The following is a 23,342-nucleotide window of genomic DNA, read 5'->3' as shown; positions in this document are numbered from 1 at the left end:
AACAAAATGGAAGAAACTTCCAAGATAAATTGGAAGAATCTTCCAGTTGGGCCTGCTGGTCAGCGGTGCGCGGCTGGGGTAGGGGAGGGCCATGGCCGTGGCTCGACAGAACGGCGTGGCCCGCCGGGAGGCGCTGCTGGACGCGGCGCTCCGCTGCTTCGAGCAGCGGGGCCTCTTGCGCACAGGCATCGAGGACGTCCGCAAGGAGGCGGGCGCGAGCCCTTCGAGCGTGTACCACCTCTTCGAGGACTTCCCGGCGCTGGTGGCGGCGCTGCTGGAGCGGACCTTCGAGCGGCTGGTGGGGTACGTGACCGCGCGCGTGCTCGACGCGAGGACGGCGCGCTCGGCGGTGCGGGCGCTTGTGGAGGCGCACTTGACCTGGGTGTTCGACCACGAGGCCGAGGCGCGCTTCATGTACCAGGCGCTCGCGCTGGAGCTCGACGGGCATCACCGCGCCGCGCTCCGGGAGACCAAGGCGCGGCTCAAGGCGGAGACGGTCGCGCACCTCTCGGAGCTCGGCGTCCTCTCCGGGGCGTGCTCGTCCGAGGCGATGGTCGACGTCGTGCTGCTCGGGCCGGCGCATCAGGCCTGCCGCGCCTACCTCTCCGGTTCAGGCGCCGTGGACCCCACGTGGATGAAGGAGACCCTGCCCGAGCTCGCATGCGCAGCGATGGGCAAGGTCGACCCGGCGCAACCGGCGGCACGGACAGGGCGGCGCGCCGCTGGCGGGGAGCCGAGTCAGCGGGCCGGCGGGAGACGGAGAGGCAAGCCCGAGATCGACTAGCCTCATCCGCCGAATGAGCATCGAGGATGACGCCCCCTGTGCTTCCGGCGCGGGATCGGCAATATCGATCAAATCCACGAGCTCCTCCCTGCGGTGCTGCAACCGCTCGTGATAGTGCGAGGCAACGTGTACGGTGATCGCGTTCAACCAGCGCTCCGGCCTGCCGCGCTTCGGATCGTTCCCGCCCGTTCAGACGGGCTTGACACGATCCACGCGAGTCGTGCTACGGTGCCCCCGAAGCCACCCGACGTTGCGATGGCGGCCCGGCCTGCGTCGGTCCGTAGCGCGTCCCTGGTGGCCTGCGCGACCCGAGACCACCGGGACGACCGTTGTGGTCGCTGAGGCTCGGCGAAACATGGCTGAGACGGATTCGGGGGCCACGACGCTGCCCCTCCTCACGTTTGTTCTCCGCAACTACAAGAATTTCAACGCCCGCGCGACGCGCGACGCGCTCCTCGCCTACTGGCAGCACATCGAGCGAGGGGGGAAGATGTTCTGGGCCGTGGCCGGAGCCATGTCTTCGGCCCAGCTCGGCATCACGCTGGCGCCGGCCATCCGTGCCGGCCTGATCCATGGCATGTCCGTGACCGGCGCCAACCTGGAGGAGTCGCTGTTTCGCCTCGTGGCGCACGACGGCTACCGTGACTTCCCCGACTACCGTTACTTCACCAAGCAGGACGACACGCGGATCCTCGACAACCGGATGCGGCGCGTGACCGACACAAGCATCCCCGAGGACGAGGCCTTCCGCGCGGTGGAAAAGCACATCGTCCCCAGGTGGGAGCGGGCGACGGCGAGCGGCGAGCGCCGCTTCTGGCACGAGTACTTCTACGAGCTGGTCCGGGCGGTCGAGCCCGCGCTCCACCGTGGACCGCCCGAGGAGTGCTGGTTGCTCGCCGCCGCGGAGGCCGGGCTGCCGCTGGTCGTCCCGGGCCACGAGGACTCGACCTTCGGCAATATCTTCGCGTCCTACGTGAAGCGGGGCGAGTGCAGCGCGAGCATCGTGAAGTCAGGCATCGAGTACATGGCCGAGCTCTACGATCAGTACCGCGCGCTCAGCGCAGGCGCGGGCGTGGGGTTCTTCCAGATCGGCGGGGGGATCGCGGGAGACTTCCCCATCTGCGTTGTGCCGTCGCTCAAGTACGATCTCGACGAACCGGCCCGGCCCTGGGCCTACTTCTGCCAGATCTCCGACTCGACAACGTCCTACGGATCGTACTCCGGCGCCACGCCCAACGAGAAGATCACCTGGGACAAGCTGACCGCGGACACGCCCATGTTCGTGATCGAGTCGGACGCCACCATCGTGGCGCCGCTCCTGCTCGGAGCGCTGCTCGAGTGCAAGCGCCACCCGGCCGAGGCTCGGGCCATCATCGAGGCGCGCGGCGCGTGAGCGTCGGCGGCTCTCCTCATTCCTGAAGCGAGGTTGCAAGACGATGAGCAAGAAGAAGGTCCTGATCACGGGCGGCGCGGGCTTCCTCGGGATCAATCTGGTACGGCACCTGCTCGAGCGCGGCTATGAAGTCACTTCGCTCGATCTCCTGGACTTCGACTATCCCGAGCGGTCGAGCATCCGCGAGGTGCGCGGGGATATCCGTGACGCGGCGGCCGTCGACGCGGCGGTGAAGGGGCACGACTTTGTCGTGCACACCGCGGCCGCGCTGCCCCTGTACACGGCGGAGGAGATCTACACGACCGACGTGATCGGCACGCGCGTGGTCATGAGCGCCGCGCGCCGCCACGGCGTCGAGCGCGCGGTGCACATCTCCTCCACGGCCGTGTACGGCATCCCCGACCACCACCCGCTCTGCGAGGACGACCGGCTCGACGGCGTGGGTCCGTACGGACAGGCCAAGATCCAGGCCGAGGTCGTGTGCCTGGAGGAGCGCGGCCGGGGGCTCGTCGTGCCCATCATCCGGCCCAAGTCCTTCATCGGCCCGGAGCGGCTCGGGGTCTTCGCCCTGCTCTATGACTGGGCGCTCGACGGCAAGGGCTTCCCCATGATCGGCGACGGCAAGAACCGCTACCAGCTCCTCGACGTGGCCGATCTCTGCGAGGCCATCTATCTGTGCATGACGAAGGATGCGTCGGTCGCCAACGACACGTTCAATATCGGCGCGAAGGAGTTCACCACCATGGGTGAAGACTACCAGGCGGTGCTCGACGCGGTGGGCAAGGGCAAGAAGATCGTGCCCTTCCCGGCGGCGCCGGCGGTGCTCGGCCTGCGCGCGCTCGAGGCGATGGGCGTGTCGCCGCTCTACAAGTGGGTCTACGAGACGGCATCGAAGGACTCGTTCGTGTCGATCGAGAAGGCCGAGCGGGTGCTCGGCTACGCGCCGAAGTACTCGAACAAGGACGCGCTGGTGCGCAACCTCGAGTGGTACCGGGCGCACCGGAGCGAGTTCGAGAGCCGTTCGGGTGTGACCCATCGCGTGCCCTGGAAGCAGGGCGCGATCGGCCTGTTGAAGACGTTCTTCTGACGGGCGCGCGGCGTGGTGAACGCCGTCCTCTCGATCTCAGGGCGCGGGCTCCCGAAGGTCGTCGAGCCGCCGGACTGGACGGCTGGGAGCTCGCGCGTTGCGGACATCGCAAAGGCGCGGAGGCTGCTAGGGTGGGCCCCGGAATGAGCATCGAGGACGACGCCCCTCTGCTGCAGGTGATGAGCCATCTCGGCCTGACCCGGGATGCGCTGCTCGGCACCGGCGGTGAAGCCTGCGTGTTCGCGCTGGACGGCGAGCGGGTCGTGCGCGTCCACCATCCCGGGACCGTCCGGGAGACGGTCGTTCGACGAGCCCAGCTGCTCGAGGACTTCCACGAGCCCGCGAGCGCGGTGCCGTTCTCGATCCCCCGTGTCCTGGAGACGACCGAGCTGCACGGCCGCCTCATCACATTCGAGCCGCGGTTCCCCGGGCGACCCCTCTTGCAGGTGCTCGGCGAGGCGGCCGGCGCCGAGCGTGAACGTCTCATCACCTGCTATCTCGAGGCCTCGACGCACCTTCGAGCCCTGCGGGTGAGCGCTGCGTGGTACGGCGATCTCTGCGAAGCCGAGCCGATCCGGACGCCCTCTTACCGCTCTTACCTCGAGCTCAGCGCAAGGAGGAGCCTGACCTGCGCCGGGAGCGCGTTCGACGGCATCGATCCGGCGCGTCTGGCCGCCGCGCTGCCCGAGCCGGAGCGACCGAGCTTCGTGCACATGGACTTCTATCCAGGCAATGTGCTGGTCGAAGGCCAGGAGGTGAGCGCCGTGATCGACTTCGGGGGCCTACCCATCGTGGGAGACGCTCGGCTCGATCCCCTGTCGGCCGTCATCTACCTCACGCCGTTCATCACCACGACCGCCACGGATCGCGACCGACGCCTCGCCCGGGAGTGGCTGCTGGCCCAGCACCTCGACGCGCTGTTCGCGCCTGCAGAGCGATGGCTCGCGGCCCGCTGGTCGTTCGCGACCGACGACGTGCGCCTGCATCGATGGTGTCGACGCGTGTTGCTCGGACACCAGGGGGATCCGTGAAGCGAACCCGTGGACCCACGCGGCGGGCGGTTCCTCTGGCCGTCACCACGGGGCCGCCCGTCTGCTTTGCCGATCGTCCAGGCGGGTTGGAATACACCTGGCGAGTCAGGGGGACAGCGCTGCACATGAGGCCGACGCGAAGCCCGGTACGCTCCGGCAGTCGCCGCGCCGCTAGAAGAATACGGCGGAGCGCTCCGACGCGGCTCTCGCTACTTTCGGTAACATCTGAGCCGCTCGCTACTTTTGGTAACACGCGGGCCGCTCGCCACGTTTGGTGACGTGAGCCGCTCGCTACTTTTGGTAACATGTGAGCCATTCGTGCGATGCGTCGAGCCGCGTGCGTCGTGCATAATCCTTTGAGCGCCTTCCGGGAATTTGTATCCTCACCTCATGCCGAACTCTTTGCGATTCCTCCACTTCGAAAATTTTCCTGCGTCATCGTCCTTGGCGCTCGGTGCGATGTTGTTGCTGGGCACGCTGCACGTCAGCGGCTGCGGCGGTGATGACGGGGAGGATACCTCCAGCGGCACCACCGGTGGCCAGCAGACGACGAGCAGCAACAGCAGCAGCAGCAGCGGCGGCACGCCGGGAAGCTCCTCCTCCAGCGGCGGGGAGCCCAGCACGACCTCGGCGTCGACCGGGGGCGACGGCGGCGCGGACCCGGCCGGCACCGGCGGCGCGGACCCGGCCGGCACCGGCGGCTCGGACCCGGCTGGCACCGGCGGAGCGGGTGCGGGTGGAGGTGGGACGGGCGGTGGCGGTGATGGGGGATCGCTGCCCGACTCCGGCATTCCGCCGGCGCCCGGCGGTGGCAATGTGCCGAAGCCGGCCGGCGGGGCGGGCGGGTTCAAGGTCATCGACTGGGCCGGCTTCGCGGGCGCCGTGACGTACAGCTTCGACGACGTGAACCAGACCCAGATCCAGCACTTCGATGAGATGATGGCGCTCGACGTGCCGTTCACCTTCTACGTCTGGACCGGTAAGCAGGAAGCGAACAACGCGGTCTGGAAACAGGCGCTGACGCGCGGGCACGAGCTCGCCAACCACACGAGGAGCCACTCGAGCAACGACAACGGCTCCGATACGGACGCCGCGACGAAGGACATGAAGGACAAGTACGACGTCACTCCGTACACGATGGCGGCCCCGAACGGCGCGGGTGTCTACGAGGGCATCGCCCGGACGCGCTTCATGATCAATCGCGGCGTGTCCAACGCCCTGATCGGCCCGAACGACAACAGCAATCCGTTCGTTCTGCCCACCTACATTCCCCCGACCAACGCCTCCAAGGCGCAGATGGACTCGGAGGTCTCGAGCGCGCGAAGCGGCAAGAAGTGGCGGACCTTCTGCATCCACGGCTTCACCGGCGGCAACGACGGCGCCTATCAGCCCATCCCGTTCCAGGCCTGGGTCGATCACGTCAAGGCCGTCAAGGCATACGGCGACGTGTGGATCGGCACCATGGAGACCATCGGTGCCTACTGGCGCGGCCAGAAGGCGATCACCGACGGCACCAACACCAAGAACGGGAACGACACGACCTACAACTGGACGCTCCCCACCAACTTCCCGCCGGGCAAGTACGTGCGCGTGACGGTCACCGGCGGCACGCTCAAGCAGAACGGCGCCCCGCTCAAGTGGGATCCGCACGGCTACTACGAAGTGGCGCTCGACGCGAAGTCCGTCACGCTCTCGCCGTGACGCGAGCCGCCCGAAGCCCCGCGCCGTCACCGGCGCGGCTTCGGGCGTAGCCGCCCCAACCAGGGCAGATCCCTCGGTTGGGGCTTGACGTATTCTAAGCGTTTGGGTCTCCTCTCCCCCGGCGAGAGCGCGTCCCATGCCTGACATCAGCGGTAATACCATGGGGAGCTTCGCTCGGTTGCTCCGCGAACCAGTCATTCATTTCCTCTTCATCGGCGCGCTCTTGTTCCTCGGCCACCGGCTCGTCGCCGGCGATCCCAGGGAGATCGTCGTCAGCACGGGGCTGAAGGCGGACCTGGAACGGCAGTTCCGCGACAACATGGGGCGGGCGCCGACGGCGGCGGAGCTTGCGGAGGCGCTCGACGGGTGGAAGCGGGACGAGGTGCTCTACCGTGAGGCGCTGCGGGAGGGGCTCGATCGGCAGGATGCGACGGTGCGGGTCGCGCTGGCCGAGAAGCTGCGGACACGGGCGGCTCAGCCGGTGGCGGCGCGGGAGCCGACGGATGCAGAGCTGGACGCGTGGCTGGCTTCTCACCGGAGCAAGTATGAGACGCCGCTGCGGTACGATTTCGAGGTCGTGACCTTTCCCAGGAGCGATCCGGCGGCAGAGGAGCAGCGGTCGACGTATCGACGGGCGCTGGCCGACGGTGCGGACCCGAGGACGCTCGGTCGTCCGATCGTGGGTGGCAACCTCACCCGCGATTCACTCGCAGACAAGTTCGGACCGGCGGTCTCCGAGAGCATTGGCAGCTCGCCGCTCGCGACGTGGCAGCCCCTGGAGACCCAGGACAGCCTGCTGCTCGTGCGGGTCAACCAGGTAAGCGGGGGGCTGCCCACCCGCGAGGCGATCCGCGCGATCCTCACCACCGACTGGGCCGCCGCAAGGAAGAAGGAAGCCGTCGACGAGTTCGTCAAGAGCCTCCTCGCGCAGTACAGATTCAAGGAGAATCCTTGAGTCGTTCGCGTCTGCTCCGGCTGGCTCGGTCCCTGCCATTCTTGCTGGCCCTGCTCCTGGCGCCCGCCCCCGCGGCTGGCCACGCGCTCAACTCGGCGCTTCTTTCGCTGACGGAGGTGGAAGGTCACGACGGGCGGTTCCTCGTGCGCTGGCAGGCGAGCTCGTCAGCGCTGGAGGCCGAGCTCGCGACGCCCGCCGTGTTCCCTCCGGCCTGCAAGGTCGAGGGAGCGTATCTCGACTGCGGTCACGACGGCCTGGTCGGCACCATCGAGCTCCCCTGGCTCGAGGGGACCGAGACCAACGTGATGGTCGTTGTCGAGTGGCGGAATGGAAGCCGGCTTGTCCGGGTGTTGACAGGCAACGACCCGAGCCTGGTGGTCTACGGTATCCCCGCCTCCGCCGGGCTCCGCGCGCTCCGGCCGATCATGGTCGATTACACGTGGCTCGGCGTCGAGCACATCCTGACCGGGTTCGACCATCTCCTCTTCGTCATCGCGCTCACGCTCCTCGTGCGCGGCCGCCGGAAGCTTCTCGGCGCTGTCACGGCCTTCACGGTCGCGCACAGCCTGACGCTCGCCTGCGCCGTGTTCGGCTGGTTGACGCTGCCTGCCCCGCCGGTCGAAGCGGCCATCGCGCTCTCGATCGTGCTGGTCTGCGGCGAGTGCCTACGGTCGACCGACTCGCTCGCGCGCCGGGCCCCCTGGGCCGTCACGTTCGCCTTCGGGCTGCTTCACGGGCTCGGGTTCGCTTCGTCGCTGCTCGACATCGGGCTGCCGGAGCGGCATGTGCCGATCGCGCTCCTGTTCTTCAACGTGGGCGTGGAGATCGGCCAGCTCGGCGTGATCGCGCTGGTGGTCGCGCTGCGCCTCCTGGCCGCGCGGGTCCCCACGCAGCCGGCGACGGTGAGGCGCGGCGTTGTGTATGCGATGGGCGCAATGGCAGGCTACTGGTCGATCGAGCGCGTCGTGGCGATGCTGACGGACGCCCGGATGTAGCGGATCCCGCAGGCTGCGGCGTGGAGGCGGCCCCTTCGCGCTGCACTGCAGCGCCCGACAGGCGCCTCGCCGCTCACCGCTTCTCGCCGTTCCCCGGCGCAGCGGGCGCCCCGCCCCCCGGCGTCGCGTCCACCGCGCCCGGCCCGAGCAGCGTGCCGCACATCGTCTTGCACAGGATGTCGGTCGCCTTGCACTCGCACTTGCCCTGCTGCTTGAGCTCGAGCTTCCCGCGCATCTCCTCGACCGTGAACTGCGCCATCCGCTCGACGCGAGCCATGTCCCACCCCTCCTGGACCTGGCGGGGCGTCCGCGGCTCGGTGGCCTTGCCGTCGGGCTCGGCGCAGCAGCGGAAGCTCAGGAAGTAATAATAGAACCCCTCGTCGTGGGTGTAGATCTTCGGCCGGCACTGGTTGCGCACGCCCTTGTACCAGGGGCCGCCGGTGTGGACGCTGTCGAACTTGCCGCGCCAGCCGCCGCTCGTCTCGCTCGCCACCACCTCGTCGGTGTTCGCGGGCATGTCGGCGACGCCATAGTCGCTGATGCACTGGGGCTGCGATCCGCTCCGCACCCCCTTCCAGAGGCGGGCCAGCTCGGTCGGGTCGCGCTTCGCGACCTTCTTCATGTCGGGATCGTCCCACATGTGGTCGCCGTTGCACTTCGTCGCGTCGCGCGAGTACCCGTAAGGGAACGGCTTCATCTCGGGGCCCTCGCAGGCGAGCGTCCACTCCGACTCGGTGCAGAGGCGCTTGCCGACGGCGGCGCATTTGACCTGCGCCTGGTGGAAGCGGTTCATCACCTCGGGCCGCTCCCCCTTCTTGTTCGGCCACTCGTACGTATCGATGCAATAGCGCTTCTTCGTCTTGTCGCCCGTGCAGCGGGCCGGGGTGGGGGCGAACTCCTCGCAGATCGTCTTCTTGTTCGACTTGTCGTACCAGCTGCGGAGGCAGCTGTGCTCGACCTCGCTGCAGTACTCGCCCTCGACGAGCTTCATGTCGGCCGGGCACGCCTGCTCCTCGGCGGCGGCGGTCTCCCCGCCGGCCGTCCCCGTCTGGGCTGGGGGCGCGCCGGCCTCCGGGGCGGGAGGCGCCGCGGTTCCGGGCTCGGCGGGGGACGGCGCGGGCGCGGGCGATCGGCCGTCGTGCGCGCGCGGGGAGGGCACCGACTGGGCGGGCTCCGGGGGCGCGCCGGAGCAGGCGGCGGCGAGCGTCAGGGCGGGGAGGGAGAGGGGGAGCAGGAGGCGTCGCATGCCCGGCGTCATAGTCGAGATCGCGGCGAGGGGAACCAGGCGTCGCGCCCCCGGATCGACGCCGCGCGCCCCGGCCGGGCCGGAGGCGGTCCGGCGGGGGCCGCGCGCGCTCCAGGCGGCGGGCGCGCCGGGAGCCCCGGCTCCACGATGTGGCGCTCCGGATCTCGCCCTCTGCTCCGGCAGGCTATCGACGCGCACAGTTCGCCGTTCCCGCCGAAGGCGCGTGATATCGTGCGCCCGAAGGCAGAAGGAGTATCGCTGATGATGCGTACGGCTCGTTTCGGTTCGCTGGTTCTTGCGTTCGTCTTTGCCGCTTCGGCGGCCGCCGTTTCGTGCGGCGACGACGGCGAAGCCCCGTCCAGCGCGGCAAGTGGCAATGGCGGTGAAGGCGGCGGAGGAGCAGCGGGTGGCGGGGGCGCAGCGGGCGGCGGCGCCGGGGGATCGGACGCCGGCGGCGTGACGATTCCCGATCTCGACGGGGATGTCCGGGCGGTGACCGACGAGCTCGGGGTCCTCCACCTCGAGTGCGCGTCCGACGACGACTGCTTCGCCGCGCTCGGTTACTTCCACGCTCAGAACCGCTTCTTCTTCATGGATTTCATCCGCAACCTCGTCGAGGGGTCGCTCGGCGGGCTGGTGAAGGCGGGCGCGCAGGTGCTCGAGCAGGACTATCATAACCGCCATTTCTTCACGACACGCGAGGGCGAGCCGCTCGAGAGGGCGCTCTACGAGCAGGCGAGCCCGGAGGTGAAAGGGCATCTGGACGCGTATGCGCGCGGCGTGAACGCCTGGCTCACCGACATGCGGAACAAGAGGAACGGCGCGACGCTGACCGTCGAGTACAACCTCGCGCTCATGGTGAAGGAGGCGATCCGCGACTGGAGGCCGGAAGACAGCACCGCCGTCGGCCTCTACGTGCTCAACGACCTCTCGAACAACAGCGGGCAAGAGCTCGAGCTCGCGGCGCAGATACCGCTGTTCGACGCGGCGCTCGCCGCCGATCTGTTCTCGCCCGCGCCTGTGTTCGACGCGTCCACCGTGCCCGCCGCGCAGACGGCGGACCTCGTGCGGCCCTTCGCGCCGGTGGCCGTGTCGCGGCTCTCGCCGCACCGGGCGCTCCTCACGGGCGCGGCGAATCGCGCGGCGAAGGTCGGCGACGGCCGGCGCAAGATGGCGGGCGACGCCGGGTCGAACAACTGGGTTGTCGGCCCGGGCCGCACCGAGAGCGGCCACGCCCTCCTGGCGAACGATCCGCACCTGTTGCTCGGCAATCCCAGCATCTGGTTCCCCGTCGAGCTCGACGCCAAGAGCAGGGGCGATGGCGAATACCACGTCGCCGGCGCCACGATTCCGGGCATGCCGGGCGTGATAGTCGGACAGAACGAGTCCATCGGCTGGGGCGTGACCACCGCGTACTACGACCTCGCCGACGTCTACCTGGAGACGCTCACCGGGGACGGCGCGTCGGTCGATTTCAAGGGGAAAGACGTGGCGATCGTCGAGAAGAAGTTCTCGTTCAAGGACGCGGCTTCCGGCGAGACGATCGAGAAGACCTTCCGCTGGGTCCCGCACCACGGGCCCATCGTGAGCGAGGACGCGGACGCCGGCACCGCCGTGACCATCCGGTGGCGCGGGCACGACGGCGGGACGGACCTCGACGCGTTCTTCGCCCTCGGGCGCGCTGGAAGCGTCGCCGAAGCCAGGACGGGGCTCGAGGCGACCAGCACCGTCAGCCAGAATTTCGTCGTCGTCGACACCGAGGGGAACATCGGATGGTTCCCGTACAGCAAGGTGCCGGCGCGGCCCTGGGCGTCGCCCGAGGTGCCCGCGTGGCTCCCGCTCCCGGGTGACGGGAGCGCCGAGTGGGGCGACCCGATCCCGTTCGCCGAGCTGCCGCAGCTCCTCAACCCGCCTCGGGCCGCGATCGCGACGGCGAACGGCGACATGACGGGCGCGACGGCCGACGGCGATCCCACGAACGACGGGCAGGGCGCGCTCCAGGCGTGGGGCAAGGCCGACGGGACGCGCGAGCAGCGGATCCTCGATCTGCTCGACGGAGGCGGCGACGCGCATTCGCCCGACACCATGACGGCGATGCAAGGCGACACGTACTCGCTCTATGGCAGCTTCGTCGTGCCTGCCGTGCTCTCGGCGGCGGAGCTGGCGACGTTGACAGACGCTGAGCAGGCCGTCGTCGACGCGCTCGCCGCCTGGGACTATACGTGTCCGACAGGGCTCGACGGGCACGATCCGGCGCGCGCGGGGAAGGTGGAGGACGCGACGCTCGCCGCCGAGTCGATCGGCTGCACGGCGTTCCACGCGACGTTCTATGCGATCGTCAGCGAGGCGCTGGGCGACGAGGCAGCGGCGGCGGGCGTCGATGAGCCCGGGTTCGGGCTGGCCTTCGTGGCGCGCGCGCTGCGCGATCCGGCGCGCCTGAGCTCGGGCCCCCTGCTCTGGGACGACGTGACCACCGAGGGCGTGGCGGAGACGCAGGACGACATCGTGCTCCGGGCGCTCACGAAGGCGGCCGCCTCGCTCGCGGTCATCGGCCCGGCGGACGACTGGCGCTGGGGCCGCGTCCACACCCTCTCGCTCCGCAGCATCTTCGATAACTTCGGCCTCGCGGTGTACAACGCGGGGCCTTACGCCGCGCCGGGCGGGCTCTTCACCGTCAACGTCGCCAGCCCGAGATCGCGCGCGCTCCCGCCGGACGGCAAGAAGCCCAGCTTCGCCTTCGCCAACGGGCCGTCGATCCGCCTCGTCATCGACGCGGATCCGGAGGGCCCGAAGATGCGCTTCGGCCTCCCCGGCGGGTCGGACCTCCACCGCGAGAGCGCGTTCTACAACAACCTCCTTCCGCAATGGCTCGACAACGAGCCGCTCGAGTTCCACTTCGGGCCGGACGCGGTGACGGATCCGGCGAGCGTGGTGGACGTCTCGCCGGCGCGCTGACCCTGCGCGATCGCGCGGCGCCATGTCGCCGGGCGCCGCCGGCGTGAGCCCGCGGGTCACCGCGGCCGCCGCCCGCGCGGGCGCGTGATCCAGACTCCCAGGATCCATCGACTCCGCAGGTTCTTGGGACACCGATGATTCCATTCGAACGCACAGAGAACGCCGTTGCGCCTAGGGCTATCCCCTGCTCGTATCGGGGCGCGCCTGGCGCGCTTCTCCTGCGCTGCGATGAGGCGCGAATGAGCATTGGCCGTGAAGCGATCCCTGATTCGTGACCTGCGCCGCAGTCTGAATTACCTATCTCCCCACCGTGGCCGGCTTTCCGTGTGCCTCGCGCTCACCCTCGTCTCGGGCGGCCTGCCCGCGCTCGAGCCGCTCGCGCACCGCGCGATCTTCGACCAGATCTCGGCGAGCGCCGGTGTCTTCGGCCCCGGGAGCGGGCCGGCCGCGCCCGGGGAGCAGGGCGCCCGGACCCTCGCCGGCATGACGCTCGCCCTGTGCGCGCTCGTCGTCCTCCGGCAGATCGCGGAGGGCCTGGGGGCGCTCTCCGTCTGGCGGGTGCGGCTCCGCATCAACCGGGACCTGCTCGACGAGACCACCGCGCGGCTGCACGCGCTGCCCCTCTCGTACCATCAGGAGAGGGGCGTCGGAGAGACCATGACGCGGGTCGATCGCGGCATCACGTCGCTCATGGACTGCCTCTCTTCTGTCGCGTTCCAGCTCTTCCCGGCGCTCGTCTACCTCGTGGTCTCGCTCGGGATCATGCTCCGGCTGAGCCCGCTGCTCGCGCTGGTCGCGGTCGGGTTCATCGTGCCTCCGCTGCTCTTCGGCAGGGCGACCACCGCGCGCCTCGTGGAGCGCGAGCGCGAGGTGCTCGATCGCTGGTGCGGTATCTACAACCGCTTTCAGCAGGTGCTCTCGGGCATCAAGACGGTCAAGGCGTTCGCGCGCGAGGCGGACGAGCACGCCCGGTTCATCGGCTCCGTCGAGGAGGCGCAAAGCGAGGTGCTCCGGAGCATCGGGCTCCAGACGCGGCTCTCCGCGGGCCGGAGCGTGTGCGTCAACATCGGCCGCGTGGTGCTGCTCGGCGTGGGGGGCCTGCTCGTCCTCCGCGGGGAGCTCGGCGTCGGCACGCTCGTCGCGTTCCTCGGCTATGTCGGCGGCCTCTATGGCCCTGCGCAGACGCTCCTCGGCGTCTACGAGACGGCGCGCCGCGCCGAGGTCGGCCTGGCGGCGATCTTCGGCGTGCTCGACGCCGAGGTCGCGGTCGCCGATCCGGAGCGCGCCGTGAGCCCGGAGCACATCCGCGGCGACCTCGAGCTCGACAAGGTGAGCTTCCGCTATCAGCGCGCCGCCGGGCGGGCGGTCATCGACGGGATCTCGCTCTCGATCCGCGCCGGCGAGTTCGTGGCGGTCGTGGGCCCGAGCGGCGCCGGGAAGAGCACGCTCGCCGACCTGCTCCTGCGGCTCCACGATCCGACCTCCGGGGCGATCCGCATCGACGGGCACGATCTCCGGGCGCTGTCGCAGCGCGCGCTCCGGCGGAAGCTCGGGATCGTCACGCAGGAGCCGTTCCTCTTCGAGGACACCATCGAGGCGAACCTCCGGTATGGCTCGCCCGACGCGACGAGCGAGGCGCTCCGCGCCGCGGCGCGCGCCGCCTGCGCGGACGGGTTCATCGAGCGGCTCCCTCTGGGGTACCAGACCCTCGTCGGTCGCGGCGGCGTGGCGCTCTCCGGCGGGGAGCGGCAACGCCTCGCGATCGCGCGCACGTTGCTCAAGGACCCGTCGGTCGTCATCCTCGACGAGCCCACGAGCAGCCTCGATATCGCGAGCGAGACGGCGGTGCAGCGGGCCATCGAGGGGCTCTCGCGGGGCCGCACCACGCTGCTCATCGCGCACCGCCTCTCCACCACCACGCGCGCGGACCGCGTCGTCGTCATCGACGGCGGGCGCGTCGTCGAGCAGGGCCCGCCCGCGGCGCTCCTCCGCCGCGGCGGGGCGTACCGCCGGATGATGGATCTCTGGCGGGCGCACGAGCCCTCCGGGGCGAGAGGCCTCGGCCGCCGAGCGGGTGCGCTGGAGCTGCTCGAGGCCGCGGCCGTGCCCGGCGCGTGAGCGGATCCCGAGGCGCCGGGTCGAAGCATGATCCAGGAGCGGAGGCGCAGGGCGACGCCGCACGCCCGATCTGAGCCGTCGCGGCGGGGGCCGGCCATCTAGAGGCTACCCGATGTCCGCGCACCTCCGCGTCGTTCGAAAGCCCCGTCCGCCGGACGGCCCTGCCGGCGCGCAGCTCACCTCAGCCGACATCCTGCGCGGCCTGCACGCTCGGAACCCCGCGGCGGAGCGCCGCCTGCTCGACGCTTACGCGGGCCTCGTCGAGCGGATGCTGTTTCGCATCCTTGGCGACGTCCGGAGCCTCGAGGATCTGGTCCAGGACGTGTTCGCCCGGGTGTTCTCCCGCATCGACGACGTGCGCGAGCCCGAGGCGCTGAAGGCCTTCATCACCAGCGTCACCGTGTTCGTCGCGCGCGAGGCGCTCCGCAAGAAGCGCAGGCACCGCTGGCTCGCGTTCTTCGCGAGCGACGAGATGCCGGAGGTGGCGGCCAGCGCCGACCCGGAGGCCCGGCAGGGCGTGCGTGCCTTCTACCGCGCCCTGGAGACGCTCGACGCCGACGATCGGCTGGCCTTCACGCTGCGCATCGTCGAGGGCCAGGAGCTCACCGAGGTGGCCGCCGCGTGCAAGGTGTCGCTGGCCACCGTCAAGCGCCGGATCCAGCGCGCGGAGCTCGCGTTCGTCGAGCGCTGCAAGAAGGACGAAGTTCTCTCTACCTGGCTCGCGGAGGGCGACCGATGGACGTGAGGACCAAAGACGTCGCGGCCGTGGGGCGCCGGGTCGCCGCGCACCAGGACGCCGCGCTCGAGCGGCTGGTGCGGCCGTCGACCGCGGATCGACTCCAGGCGATCTACCGGAAGGAGGCCGCGCTCTCGCTGAACGCCGGGGCGGCTCCCCTCTCACGGCGGCTCGGCGTCGCGCTCGCCGCGGCGTGCGTCGCCGCTTCGGTCCTCTGGTTCGTGCTGTTCCGGCCGGGCGACCCGCTGACCTACCGGGTCGCAGGGGCGCCCGGCGCCGTCGGCCGGTGGGTGGCGGCGGACGCGTCGCAGGTCGGGCTCGACTTCTCCGACGGGTCGCGCGTGGACCTCGCGCCCGGGACGCGCGCCCGCGTGACCGAGGTCGGCCCCCGGGGCGCGAGCGTCCTCCTCGAGCGCGGCTCGCTGCACGTGCGCGTCGTGCATCGCGACGACACCCGGTGGGTCGTGGCCGGGGGGCCTTTCGAGGTCCACGTGATCGGCACCGAGTTCGACGTCACGTGGAACACGGAGGCCGAGGAGCTCTCGGTCTCGATGATCACCGGCCGCGTGCGCATCCTGGGCCCGTGCGTCGACCCATCGGGGCGCGCGGTCGCCGCCCCCGAAGCGACGCGGCTGACGTGCGCGGCTCCTCGACCCGTTGCGCCGCAGGCGTCGTCGCCGGCGCCTGATCCGGAGGCAACCCCGTCCGCTCAGCCTCCCGCCCCCCTCCCGAGCCCGAGCGCCGCCGCGCCCGCGCCCGCGCCGCCATCCCTTGGCTCGCCGCGGGCCCGCGCGGGCGAGCCCCTGGCCGACTCCCCCGCCGAGCGGTGGCGCGCGCACCTCGCCGCGGGCAAGCTCGGTGAGGCGCTCGCGGACGTGGAGCTCCTCGGCATCGACACGGTGCTCGGGCGCGCCGGCGGCGCGGAGCTCGTCGATCTCGGCTCCGCGGCGCGGCTGTCGCGCAAGCCGAGCGTCGCGGCCCGGTTCTACGAGGCCGCGCGCCAGCGGTTTGCCGGGAGCGACGCCGCGGCTGCAGCGGCGTACCACCTCGGTCGCATGGCGTTCGACGGGCGCGGCGCCTGGGCGGAGGCCGAGCGCTGGTTCGCCGTGTACCTCGCGGAGAGGCCGCGCGGCGCGCTCGCGCCGGAGGCGCTCGGCCGCTCGATCGAGTGCGCGAGGAACCTCCAGCTCCGCGCGCGCGCCAGCGAGCTCGCCGCGCGCTACCTCGCGGCGTACCCGAACGGCGCCCACGCCGGGCTCGCGGCGACGCTCGTCCATGGGGCCGATTGAGGTCTCCGCTCGGCAGCCTGCACGCTGGATCGAGCCTGCGCCCGCGGAGGTCGCGGCCGCCACGCCGGCGCCGCCTGCGCTCGCCGGGAGTGCGCGCCGTGGCGAGCTCGATCTGCTGCGCGCTCGTCGCTTCGCTGGCGTTCGCGGCCCCGTGCTCCGCCGACGAGGCGCCGCCGATCACGGTCGTCGCCGGCGCGCGCGGGGCGCTGGCGTACCGCCTCTCGCAGGAGCTCGAAGCGGCGGGCCTGCAGGTACGGGTTGAAGCGAGCCCGGCGGCGGCTGGTTCCGGCGGGCTGCTCATCGTCATCCCTGAAGGCGAGCAGGGAGCCATCGAGATCTGGTCGGACTCGAGCGGGCGCGCGGACCTGGTCGCGAGCGTGGCGCCCGACGGCCCGCTCGACACCCGGGTGCTCCGCGCGGCGGAGCTGGTGCGGGCGCTCCGGTCGACGGCCGGGGCCCCCGCCGGAGCCGCCGGACCAGCGGCGGCGGCCGTCGGACCAGCGGCGGCGGCCGTCGCGCCGGCTCCGGCTCCGGTCCAGCCCTCTCCCGTCGCGCCTCCTGCCGCGTTGCCCGGCGAGGCGTGGGGAAGCCCGCCGCTCCGCGCGTGGGCGCCGCCCTCGCCGCCGTTCGCGGTGCCCGCGGCGCCCAGGGCCCCGCTCGTCGAGGTCGGTGTCGCGATCGCCCTGGGATGGCAGGCGCCTGGCGCCTCGCTGGCGCTCGATGCCTCGCTCCGCATCTGGCCCTCGGCCCGGATCGGCGCCGGGCTCCTGGCGGACCTGTCGATCATCGGTCCGGAGATCGAGGCGGCGGAAGGCAAGGTTCGCTTTCGCCGCTCGCTCTTCGGCGCCGAGCTCGCCCTCGCGCCCATCGAGAGGAGCCGTCGCTTCGGACTCGTCCTCTCCCCCGGCGTGGGTCTCAGCTACGTGAGCGCGTCCGGCGATGCGAGACCGCCCTATATCGACAGCGACGAGTCCACGTTCACCGCCCTCGTGTACGGGCGAGGCGAGGCGCGTTTCCGGCTCATCGACTCCGTGGTTCTCACGGCGGGCGCGCTCGGCGGCGCGGCGATCCCGCCTGTCGATATCCGGTTCGCAGGACGGGTGATCTCGACGTTCAGCCCGCTCGCGTCGTTCTCGTTCGGCGTCGTCGTCCAGAGGTGAGCCGCCGCCGCGACAGGCGGCCATTCATAGGAGCAAGCCACGCGCACTTCTTCAATCGAGATAGGAGAGACCTCCTTGAAACAGCTCCTCGTACCTGGATGCACCGTGCTCATGACGCTTGTCGCCGCATGCGACAGAATCCCGCTCGATCCCATACGCGATGATGGCGCCGGAGGTGGCGCGACGGGAGCGGGCGGGGCCGGCGGCAGCGGCGGCGCAGGCGGCAACGGTGGGGCCGGCGGCAGCGGCGGCGCAGGCGGCAGCGGCGGCGCAGGCGGCAGCGACGCCGTCGCCGGCAGCGGCGGCGCAGGCGCCGGCGGCGCCGTCGGCAGCGGCGATCCTCTGTGGAGCCGGCACTTCGCCGCGAACCCACGCCAACCCCACGTATGGGTGGGCAGCCGCATCGCCGTGGACGAACCCGGCAACCTCGTCGTCGCGACGGCGGTCGCCGATGGCGTCGACTTCGGCGACGGTCCGCTCTCGACAGGGGGCAGTCTGGTCTTCTCCCTCGCGAGGTTCGACGGCGAAGGAGAACCCCTCTGGCACAAGGAATTCCCTGGTTCCGCCTACCCGCGTGACGTCGCGGTCAACCAGGCGGGGCTCATTGCCACGGCGGGGACGTATTACGGGACCGGCGTCGACTTCGGAGGTGGTTTGCTCGTGGGGCAGGAGTCGGATGGCGACGCCTTCGTGGCCGTCTTCACGGCAGACGGAGATCACGTCTGGTCGGCTCGAATCGGCGTCGATGGTGATCAATGGGCGGACAGCCTTGCCATGGATGCAGCCGGGAACGTCGTCGTGGCAGGGACGTTCATGGGCCAGATCAGCCTCTGCGGCGCCTCGCTGACCAGCGTCGGTGACATCGACTCGTTCATCGCGAAATTCGACCCTGCGGGGAGCTGCCTCTGGAGCAAGCAGCTCGGCTACACGGAGATCCACAACGTCGCCCTCGACGCGTCGGGCAGCGTCGTCCTCGCCGGTAGCTTCGGCGACTATTACGCCGAGGCGATCGATCTCGGCGGCGGGCCGCTGACCACCGCGGGCAGCGAGGATATCTTCGTGGCGAAGCTCGATGCTGCCGGTGAGCACGTCTGGAGCAAACGGTTCGGCGACGAGGCGCTCCAGAGGGCGTACGGCGTCGCGGTCGACGGCGCTGGAAACGTCGTCATCAGCGGGACGTTCCTCGGGAGCGTGGATTTCGGCGCAGGTCCGCTGGTGAGCGCGGGAGGGTACGGTCCTCTCGAACCCGGCTCCGTCACGTGGGGCGGCAACGCCTTCGTGACCAAGCTGAACCCGGCAGGTGAGCTCCTCTGGGCCAAGCGCCTCGGGCAGTATGGGCCGCAGACGGCACTCGACGCCGCGGCGACCGTGGACGGCGACATCGCGATCACCGGCTTGATGTACGGCGACGTCGACTTCGGCACGGGCCCGATGGACTGCACCTACGGCGATGCCTTCGTCGCGAAGCTCGATGCGACGGGCACAGTCCGCTGGGTGAGGCACACAGGCGGCAGGGAGCAACAGTACGGCTATTCCACGGCCATGGACGCGACCGGCGACGTGTACGCCGCCGGGCCGTTCCTCGGCACCATCGACTTTGGCACGGGGCCGCTGGTGACTCCGACGTCTACCCGGGCGATTTTCCTCGCGAAGTTCGGCCCCTGAGGCCGCGGGCGGCGGTCCGCGAGATGGCCCTCAGCGCAGGCAGGCGCCGAGCCATCGCGCGGCGTTCCCTCCGAGGGCGGGGCCGAGGAGCTCGGGGGGCAGGTGAAGGCCCTGATAGGTGCCGATGGTGCGGGCCGATTGATCGGCGGTTTGACGAAAGAAGCGAAACTTGTCCTCTTTCAAGAGACCCATGTTCGACTCCGCCTGCAGGTCCCACAGCCCCATGGACATGGGGTCCAGCCCGCTGGTCACAAGGTCGGTCCCGAACAGGAAGCGCTCGGGCCAGCGAGAGAACAGCCCGAGGAGCTGGGCGCGATCCCGCTCGAGGCTCGCGAACCCCTCTGTCGCCGGGCCGGCAGAGCCATGGCTCGTATCGACGAGGAGGCGTGGAAACGCCTGCATCAGCGACTCCATGCGCGCGAGGTCGGTGCGGCTGCCGCAGAGGTGCGCGCACACGAGCTGCAGGTCGGGGAAGGCGCGCAGGACCGCCTCGAGCTCGCTCCTGTAACGGACGGTGTTGGCATGAAGGAGAACCGGAATCGCCTGATCCGAGAGCGCCCGCCACATCGCCTGGTGCGAGGGGTCGTCGAGGGGACGCTCGTGGAAGAGGTTGTGCCCCTGGTAAAGCTTCACGCCGCAGGCGCCTCGGCTGCGCAGCTCGGCGAGGTACGCGAGGTCGTCGTGACCCAGATCCAGGGTGACGAAGGGAATGAGCTTTCCACGGTGAGCCGCCGCGGCGTCGAGGACGAGCTCATTGCCTGCCCGGTAGCCCGAGAGGCCCGAGCCGCCGCGGCCGCTTGTCAGGTCCGGGCTCGCCAGGACGACGGCGCGATCGATGTGATGCTTGGCCATGTGCGCGAGCAATGGTGCCACCGCGTTGGCCTCCGTCAGGTGCACATGGATGTCGATGACCTCCTGACGGGCGGGCGGAGCCGGCGACGAACGGCACCCCAGGGCGGCGGCGAGCGCGGCGCCCCACGCGATGCTCCGGAAGCGAGCTCCGCGATCGGCGCGCGAGCGCATCGAATGAGGGCGATGAGGACGGCGGCGATCACGAGAGCGATGAGGGACGATCGAACGATGCGGATCCATCGCCGATAAGGATACGCGGTGACAGGGATGGCGCCATGAAAAAGGAAGGAGTCGCGAGAATATGAAAATGGCATGAGCTGGTGATTCGCTTCTGGACCTGCTTTGTGCGAACGCTCGGTGTTTGCGCCTCCAGGGCGAAGCTTCGCCCTGGAGTTGGTTATTCATTTGTGCCCAATGGAGTTATCATGTCGCTCATTCACAGCTCGGTTCGTCTCATGGGGTTCGCAGCGCTCTACGCGTCATTGTTTGCAACGACGTCTTGCTCGCGCTGGCTGGACGATGCCGTAGGCCCAGGCGCCGAAGGAGGCGGCGGCAGCGATGCCAGCGGCAGCGGCGGTACCGGCATCAGCGGCAGCGCCATCAGCGGCAGCGGCGGCAGCGGCAGCGGCAGCGGCGGCAGCGGCAGCGGCGGCAGCGGCAGCGGCGGCACTGGTGGGTCTGGTGTAGGCGGGGCCGCGACCGGGAGCGGCGGAGCGTCTGTTTGCGCGGACGACGCCTACGAGGCGAACGACGCGTCCACCTCTGCGGCGCCGCTCGCCTATGACCACACCGACGACAGCCTCGGTCCCAGCGCGTGGTTTTCGAAGCTCGGTCTCGTCCTCTGCCAGGGCAACGAGGACTGGTACCTGCTCGACACCACCTCTCTCGGCATCGAGGAGGTCAACTGGAGCCTTCGCGTCCTGGCCTCCGGGGCAGGGCTGTGCGGCGAGGGTTGTGAGCAGTATACTCCGCCCCCCGGTCCAGAGAACACGTTGATCGTGGAGGTCTACAGCGCTGCCACGATGGAGCTCCTCGGGGCCGAGGAGAGCGATCATGGACGGGTATGGCTCGATGGAGGGGGCGCGGATTCGGCGAACGATCTGCTGCTCCGCGTCTATGGGCCGCCCGAGGCGAACTACCCGTACGACATGAGCTTCGTCGCCAAGTCCTATGAAGGGGAGGACGAGTGCGAGTGCTGAGCTTCGCCTGGCGCCGCGGCGCCCGCTCTACGACCTCGTCGTGCGGATTGCCTCCTGCAAAATAAAAGCAGCCCCGCTCGGCCCGTCGGACGCGCCGCTCGAATCTCGCATGGATCGCCGTGTCAGCGCGTCGATCTGCGCGTGAGCGAGCTTTACTTATCGCATTCGAAGGCTACCCTCCATGCATGCGAATCCTTGGAATCAGCGGGGGTCACGAGCCGGACCATCTCGGTTATCCGAGACCAGCATTCAACGCGGCGACGTCGCATGACGGCGCCGCCGTCCTCCTCGAGGACGGAGAGGTCGTCGCGGCGATCGAGCAGGAGCGGCTGAACCGCCTCAAGCACTCGAACAAAGCCCCGTTCCAGGCGGCCCGCTTCTGCCTGGAGAGCCGGGGGCTCCGCGTCGACGAGGTCGACTACCTCTGCTTCTACATCAGCGAAGAATGGTGCGACGCCCAGGTGAAGCGCGGGCTCTTCTCCAAAGGCCCCGAGCTGCGCACGGCGAACGACGTCATGAGGCGCCTCGTGCTCGCCGAGTTCGGCGTCGACGTGGGGCCCGAGCGCATCCAGTTCGTCAAGCATCACACGGCCCACGCGATGAGCGCCCTGATCGGCTCGGGGTACGAGAGCAGCCTCGTCTTGACGCTCGACGGCTGCGGCGACGGCGAGTCGGGATCCGTCTCCATCGGCTCCGGCGGAGAGCTTCGCTCGTTGAGAGACATCCCGGAGCGGGACTCGCTCGGCAATTTCTACGTCCAGGTGATACGGTTCCTCGGGTTCTCGCCGTTCGACGAGTACAAGGTCATGGGGCTCGCCCCGTACGGCGATCCGCGCAGGTACCGGGCGCTGTTCCAGGCGATGGTCGCGCTGCTCCCGGAGGGCGCATGGGCCATCGACTTCGACAAGATCGCCGATCTCCACGGCGCGATCCGGCCGCGCGCGCCGCGGGAGCCGATCACGCAGGACCACAAGGACATCGCCGCCTCGCTCCAGGAGGCGCTCGAGACCATCGTCTTCCATTGCCTGCGGCACTTCCAGCGCGAGACCGGGCAGGGGAGCCTCTGCTTCGCGGGCGGCGTCGCGCACAACTGCACCTTGAACGGGAAGATCCTCCGCTCCGGGCTGTTCGAGCGGGTGTTCGTCCAGCCGGCCGCGCACGACGCCGGCTGTGCGCTCGGCTCCGCCATGGCCGTGCACGCGCGAAAGGCCCCGGCGCGGCGGATGCCCGCGATGAGCCACCTGTACTGGGGGAGGCACATCGGCGAGCGGGGCGAGATCCGGAGAGCGCTCGACGCGTGGCGCGATTTCATCCGCGTGGAGGAGCTCGCCGACGCGCCGAAGGCCGCCGCCGAGCTGCTCGCGGCGGGCAGCGTGATCGGGTGGGCGCAGGGTCGGTCCGAGTTCGGCCCGCGCGCGCTCGGCAACCGCAGCATCCTGGCGGATCCCAGGCCGGCGGCGAACAAGGACATCATCAACGCCATGGTGAAGAAGCGCGAGGAGTTCCGGCCCTTCGCGCCCGCGGTGACGGAGGAGGACGCGCGCGACTATTTCGATCTCGGCGGTGCGGAGACCATGCCCTTCATGATCTTCACCGTGCCCGTCCACGAACAGAAGCGACAGCTGCTCGGCGCCGTCACGCACGTGGACGGGACCGCGCGGGTCCAGACGGTCTCCAGGCGCACGAACCCGCACTTCTGGCAGCTCATCCGGGCCTTCGGCGACATCACCGGCGTGCCGGTGGTGCTCAACACCTCCTTCAACAACAACGCCGAGCCGATCGTCGATTCGGTCGACGACTGCGTGACCTGCTTTCTGACGACGCGGCTCGACAAGCTCGTCGTCGGCGACCACCTCGTCCACAAGAAGCCCGCGCCGCTCTCGGCCTATGCGGAGCTCGTCCCCTCGTTCCCGACCTTCGTGAAGCTGCTCTCGCTGCGAGGGCCCACTCCGGGCGGCTACGAGGTCGAGCGCGCGATCGTCACGACCTACAATGACGCACGAACCCCGGTCTCCGCCGAGGCGTTCGAGGTCCTCTGGCGGGCCGACGGCCGGAAGCGGCTCCGCGAGCTGCTCGACGGCGTGGAGGATCGGGAGGCGGTGATCGCCGAGCTGATCGAGCTGTGGTCGCAGCGCGTGGTGCGCCTGCTGCCGGCCAACGGCGATTGACGGCGGAG

General features: G+C 70.2%; 17 protein-coding genes. 15 read left to right on the top strand and 2 right to left on the bottom strand.

Going from position 1 to position 23,342, the window contains the following annotated elements; translation table 11 throughout:
* Positions 1 to 91 precede the first annotated feature (91 nt).
* The 7 genes from WMF14_RS37825 (at position 92) to WMF14_RS37795 (ending at position 7,946) form a co-directional block, all read left to right on the top strand.
* Complete coding sequence (locus tag WMF14_RS37825) at positions 92 to 784, top strand: TetR/AcrR family transcriptional regulator (protein WP_437794320.1); 693 nt, start codon at positions 92 to 94, stop codon at positions 782 to 784.
* A 355-nt stretch (positions 785 to 1,139) separates the two neighbouring features.
* Positions 1,140 to 2,177, top strand: a complete 1,038-nt coding sequence (locus WMF14_RS37820; protein ID WP_437794317.1) for a deoxyhypusine synthase family protein — start codon at positions 1,140 to 1,142, stop codon at positions 2,175 to 2,177.
* A gap of 43 nt (positions 2,178 to 2,220) precedes the next feature.
* Positions 2,221 to 3,264 (top strand): NAD-dependent epimerase/dehydratase family protein, encoded by a 1,044-nt coding sequence (locus WMF14_RS37815; protein WP_272104250.1) that lies wholly within the window; start codon positions 2,221 to 2,223, stop codon positions 3,262 to 3,264.
* A 143-nt stretch (positions 3,265 to 3,407) separates the two neighbouring features.
* Positions 3,408 to 4,295, top strand: coding sequence for a phosphotransferase family protein (locus tag WMF14_RS37810; RefSeq protein ID WP_437794313.1), 888 nt, complete (start codon positions 3,408 to 3,410; stop codon positions 4,293 to 4,295).
* Positions 4,296 to 4,754: 459 nt separating this feature from the next.
* Complete coding sequence (locus WMF14_RS37805; RefSeq protein ID WP_437794310.1) at positions 4,755 to 5,996, top strand: polysaccharide deacetylase family protein; 1,242 nt, start codon at positions 4,755 to 4,757, stop codon at positions 5,994 to 5,996.
* A gap of 136 nt (positions 5,997 to 6,132) precedes the next feature.
* Complete coding sequence (locus tag WMF14_RS37800) at positions 6,133 to 6,951, top strand: peptidyl-prolyl cis-trans isomerase (RefSeq protein WP_437794307.1); 819 nt, start codon at positions 6,133 to 6,135, stop codon at positions 6,949 to 6,951.
* Positions 6,948 to 7,946: a HupE/UreJ family protein gene (locus WMF14_RS37795; RefSeq protein WP_437794305.1), complete on the top strand. Its 999-nt coding sequence runs from the start codon at positions 6,948 to 6,950 to the stop codon at positions 7,944 to 7,946. Before WMF14_RS37800 ends, WMF14_RS37795 begins: the two co-directional genes overlap by 4 nt.
* A gap of 73 nt (positions 7,947 to 8,019) precedes the next feature.
* On the opposite strand, the gene WMF14_RS37790 is transcribed toward WMF14_RS37795, so the two are convergent.
* Positions 8,020 to 9,192: an SUMF1/EgtB/PvdO family nonheme iron enzyme gene (locus tag WMF14_RS37790; protein WP_437794302.1), complete on the bottom strand. Its 1,173-nt coding sequence runs from the start codon at positions 9,190 to 9,192 to the stop codon at positions 8,020 to 8,022.
* Between the two features lie 456 nt (positions 9,193 to 9,648).
* On the opposite strand from WMF14_RS37790, the gene WMF14_RS37785 reads away from it, so the two are divergent.
* From WMF14_RS37785 to WMF14_RS37760, 6 genes are all read left to right on the top strand, one after another.
* Entirely contained in the window at positions 9,649 to 12,147 is a 2,499-nt protein-coding gene (locus tag WMF14_RS37785; protein WP_437794299.1) for a penicillin acylase family protein, read from the top strand.
* Between the two features lie 252 nt (positions 12,148 to 12,399).
* Entirely contained in the window at positions 12,400 to 14,265 is a 1,866-nt protein-coding gene (locus tag WMF14_RS37780; RefSeq protein WP_437794296.1) for an ABC transporter ATP-binding protein, read from the top strand.
* Between the two features lie 112 nt (positions 14,266 to 14,377).
* Positions 14,378 to 15,010, top strand: a complete 633-nt coding sequence (locus tag WMF14_RS37775) for an RNA polymerase sigma factor (RefSeq protein ID WP_437794294.1) — start codon at positions 14,378 to 14,380, stop codon at positions 15,008 to 15,010.
* Positions 15,001 to 16,290, top strand: coding sequence for a FecR domain-containing protein (locus WMF14_RS37770; RefSeq protein WP_437794291.1), 1,290 nt, complete (start codon positions 15,001 to 15,003; stop codon positions 16,288 to 16,290). Before WMF14_RS37775 ends, WMF14_RS37770 begins: the two co-directional genes overlap by 10 nt.
* A gap of 98 nt (positions 16,291 to 16,388) precedes the next feature.
* Positions 16,389 to 17,450: a hypothetical protein gene (locus tag WMF14_RS37765; protein WP_437794288.1), complete on the top strand. Its 1,062-nt coding sequence runs from the start codon at positions 16,389 to 16,391 to the stop codon at positions 17,448 to 17,450.
* A 75-nt stretch (positions 17,451 to 17,525) separates the two neighbouring features.
* The gene (locus tag WMF14_RS37760) at positions 17,526 to 19,115 is read left to right on the top strand and encodes a hypothetical protein (protein WP_437794285.1); all 1,590 of its coding nucleotides are present in this window, start codon (positions 17,526 to 17,528) and stop codon (positions 19,113 to 19,115) included.
* Between the two features lie 30 nt (positions 19,116 to 19,145).
* On the opposite strand, the gene WMF14_RS37755 is transcribed toward WMF14_RS37760, so the two are convergent.
* Positions 19,146 to 20,138 (bottom strand): amidohydrolase family protein, encoded by a 993-nt coding sequence (locus tag WMF14_RS37755; RefSeq protein WP_437794283.1) that lies wholly within the window; start codon positions 20,136 to 20,138, stop codon positions 19,146 to 19,148.
* A gap of 254 nt (positions 20,139 to 20,392) precedes the next feature.
* On the opposite strand from WMF14_RS37755, the gene WMF14_RS37750 reads away from it, so the two are divergent.
* Entirely contained in the window at positions 20,393 to 21,166 is a 774-nt protein-coding gene (locus tag WMF14_RS37750; protein WP_437794280.1) for a hypothetical protein, read from the top strand.
* 185 nt (positions 21,167 to 21,351) lie between these two features.
* Positions 21,352 to 23,334: a carbamoyltransferase family protein gene (locus WMF14_RS37745; protein ID WP_437794279.1), complete on the top strand. Its 1,983-nt coding sequence runs from the start codon at positions 21,352 to 21,354 to the stop codon at positions 23,332 to 23,334.
* The last annotated feature ends 8 nt before the right edge of the window (positions 23,335 to 23,342 follow it).

Source organism: Sorangium sp. So ce693, assembly GCF_051521375.1.
In the GTDB taxonomy this organism is placed as follows: Bacteria; Myxococcota_A; Polyangia; order Polyangiales; family Polyangiaceae; genus Sorangium; species Sorangium atrum.
Note: the sequence above shows the minus strand (reverse complement) of the source record. Positions and strands in the feature narration are given on the sequence as shown.

What these genes read in the sequence shown, in the direction of transcription:
- WMF14_RS37825 (WP_437794320.1), top strand. Translation starts at nt 92, where the DNA reads ATGGCCGTGGCTCGACAGAACGGCGTGGCCCGCCGGGAGGCGCTGCTG.
- WMF14_RS37820 (WP_437794317.1), top strand. Translation starts at nt 1,140, where the DNA reads ATGGCTGAGACGGATTCGGGGGCCACGACGCTGCCCCTCCTCACGTTT.
- WMF14_RS37815 (WP_272104250.1), top strand. Translation starts at nt 2,221, where the DNA reads ATGAGCAAGAAGAAGGTCCTGATCACGGGCGGCGCGGGCTTCCTCGGG.
- WMF14_RS37810 (WP_437794313.1), top strand. Translation starts at nt 3,408, where the DNA reads ATGAGCATCGAGGACGACGCCCCTCTGCTGCAGGTGATGAGCCATCTC.
- WMF14_RS37805 (WP_437794310.1), top strand. Translation starts at nt 4,755, where the DNA reads ATGTTGTTGCTGGGCACGCTGCACGTCAGCGGCTGCGGCGGTGATGAC.
- WMF14_RS37800 (WP_437794307.1), top strand. Translation starts at nt 6,133, where the DNA reads ATGCCTGACATCAGCGGTAATACCATGGGGAGCTTCGCTCGGTTGCTC.
- WMF14_RS37790 (WP_437794302.1), bottom strand. Translation starts at nt 9,192, where the DNA reads ATGCGACGCCTCCTGCTCCCCCTCTCCCTCCCCGCCCTGACGCTCGCC.
- WMF14_RS37775 (WP_437794294.1), top strand. Translation starts at nt 14,378, where the DNA reads ATGTCCGCGCACCTCCGCGTCGTTCGAAAGCCCCGTCCGCCGGACGGC.
- WMF14_RS37770 (WP_437794291.1), top strand. Translation starts at nt 15,001, where the DNA reads ATGGACGTGAGGACCAAAGACGTCGCGGCCGTGGGGCGCCGGGTCGCC.
- WMF14_RS37755 (WP_437794283.1), bottom strand. Translation starts at nt 20,138, where the DNA reads ATGCGCTCGCGCGCCGATCGCGGAGCTCGCTTCCGGAGCATCGCGTGG.
- WMF14_RS37750 (WP_437794280.1), top strand. Translation starts at nt 20,393, where the DNA reads ATGTCGCTCATTCACAGCTCGGTTCGTCTCATGGGGTTCGCAGCGCTC.
- WMF14_RS37745 (WP_437794279.1), top strand. Translation starts at nt 21,352, where the DNA reads ATGCGAATCCTTGGAATCAGCGGGGGTCACGAGCCGGACCATCTCGGT.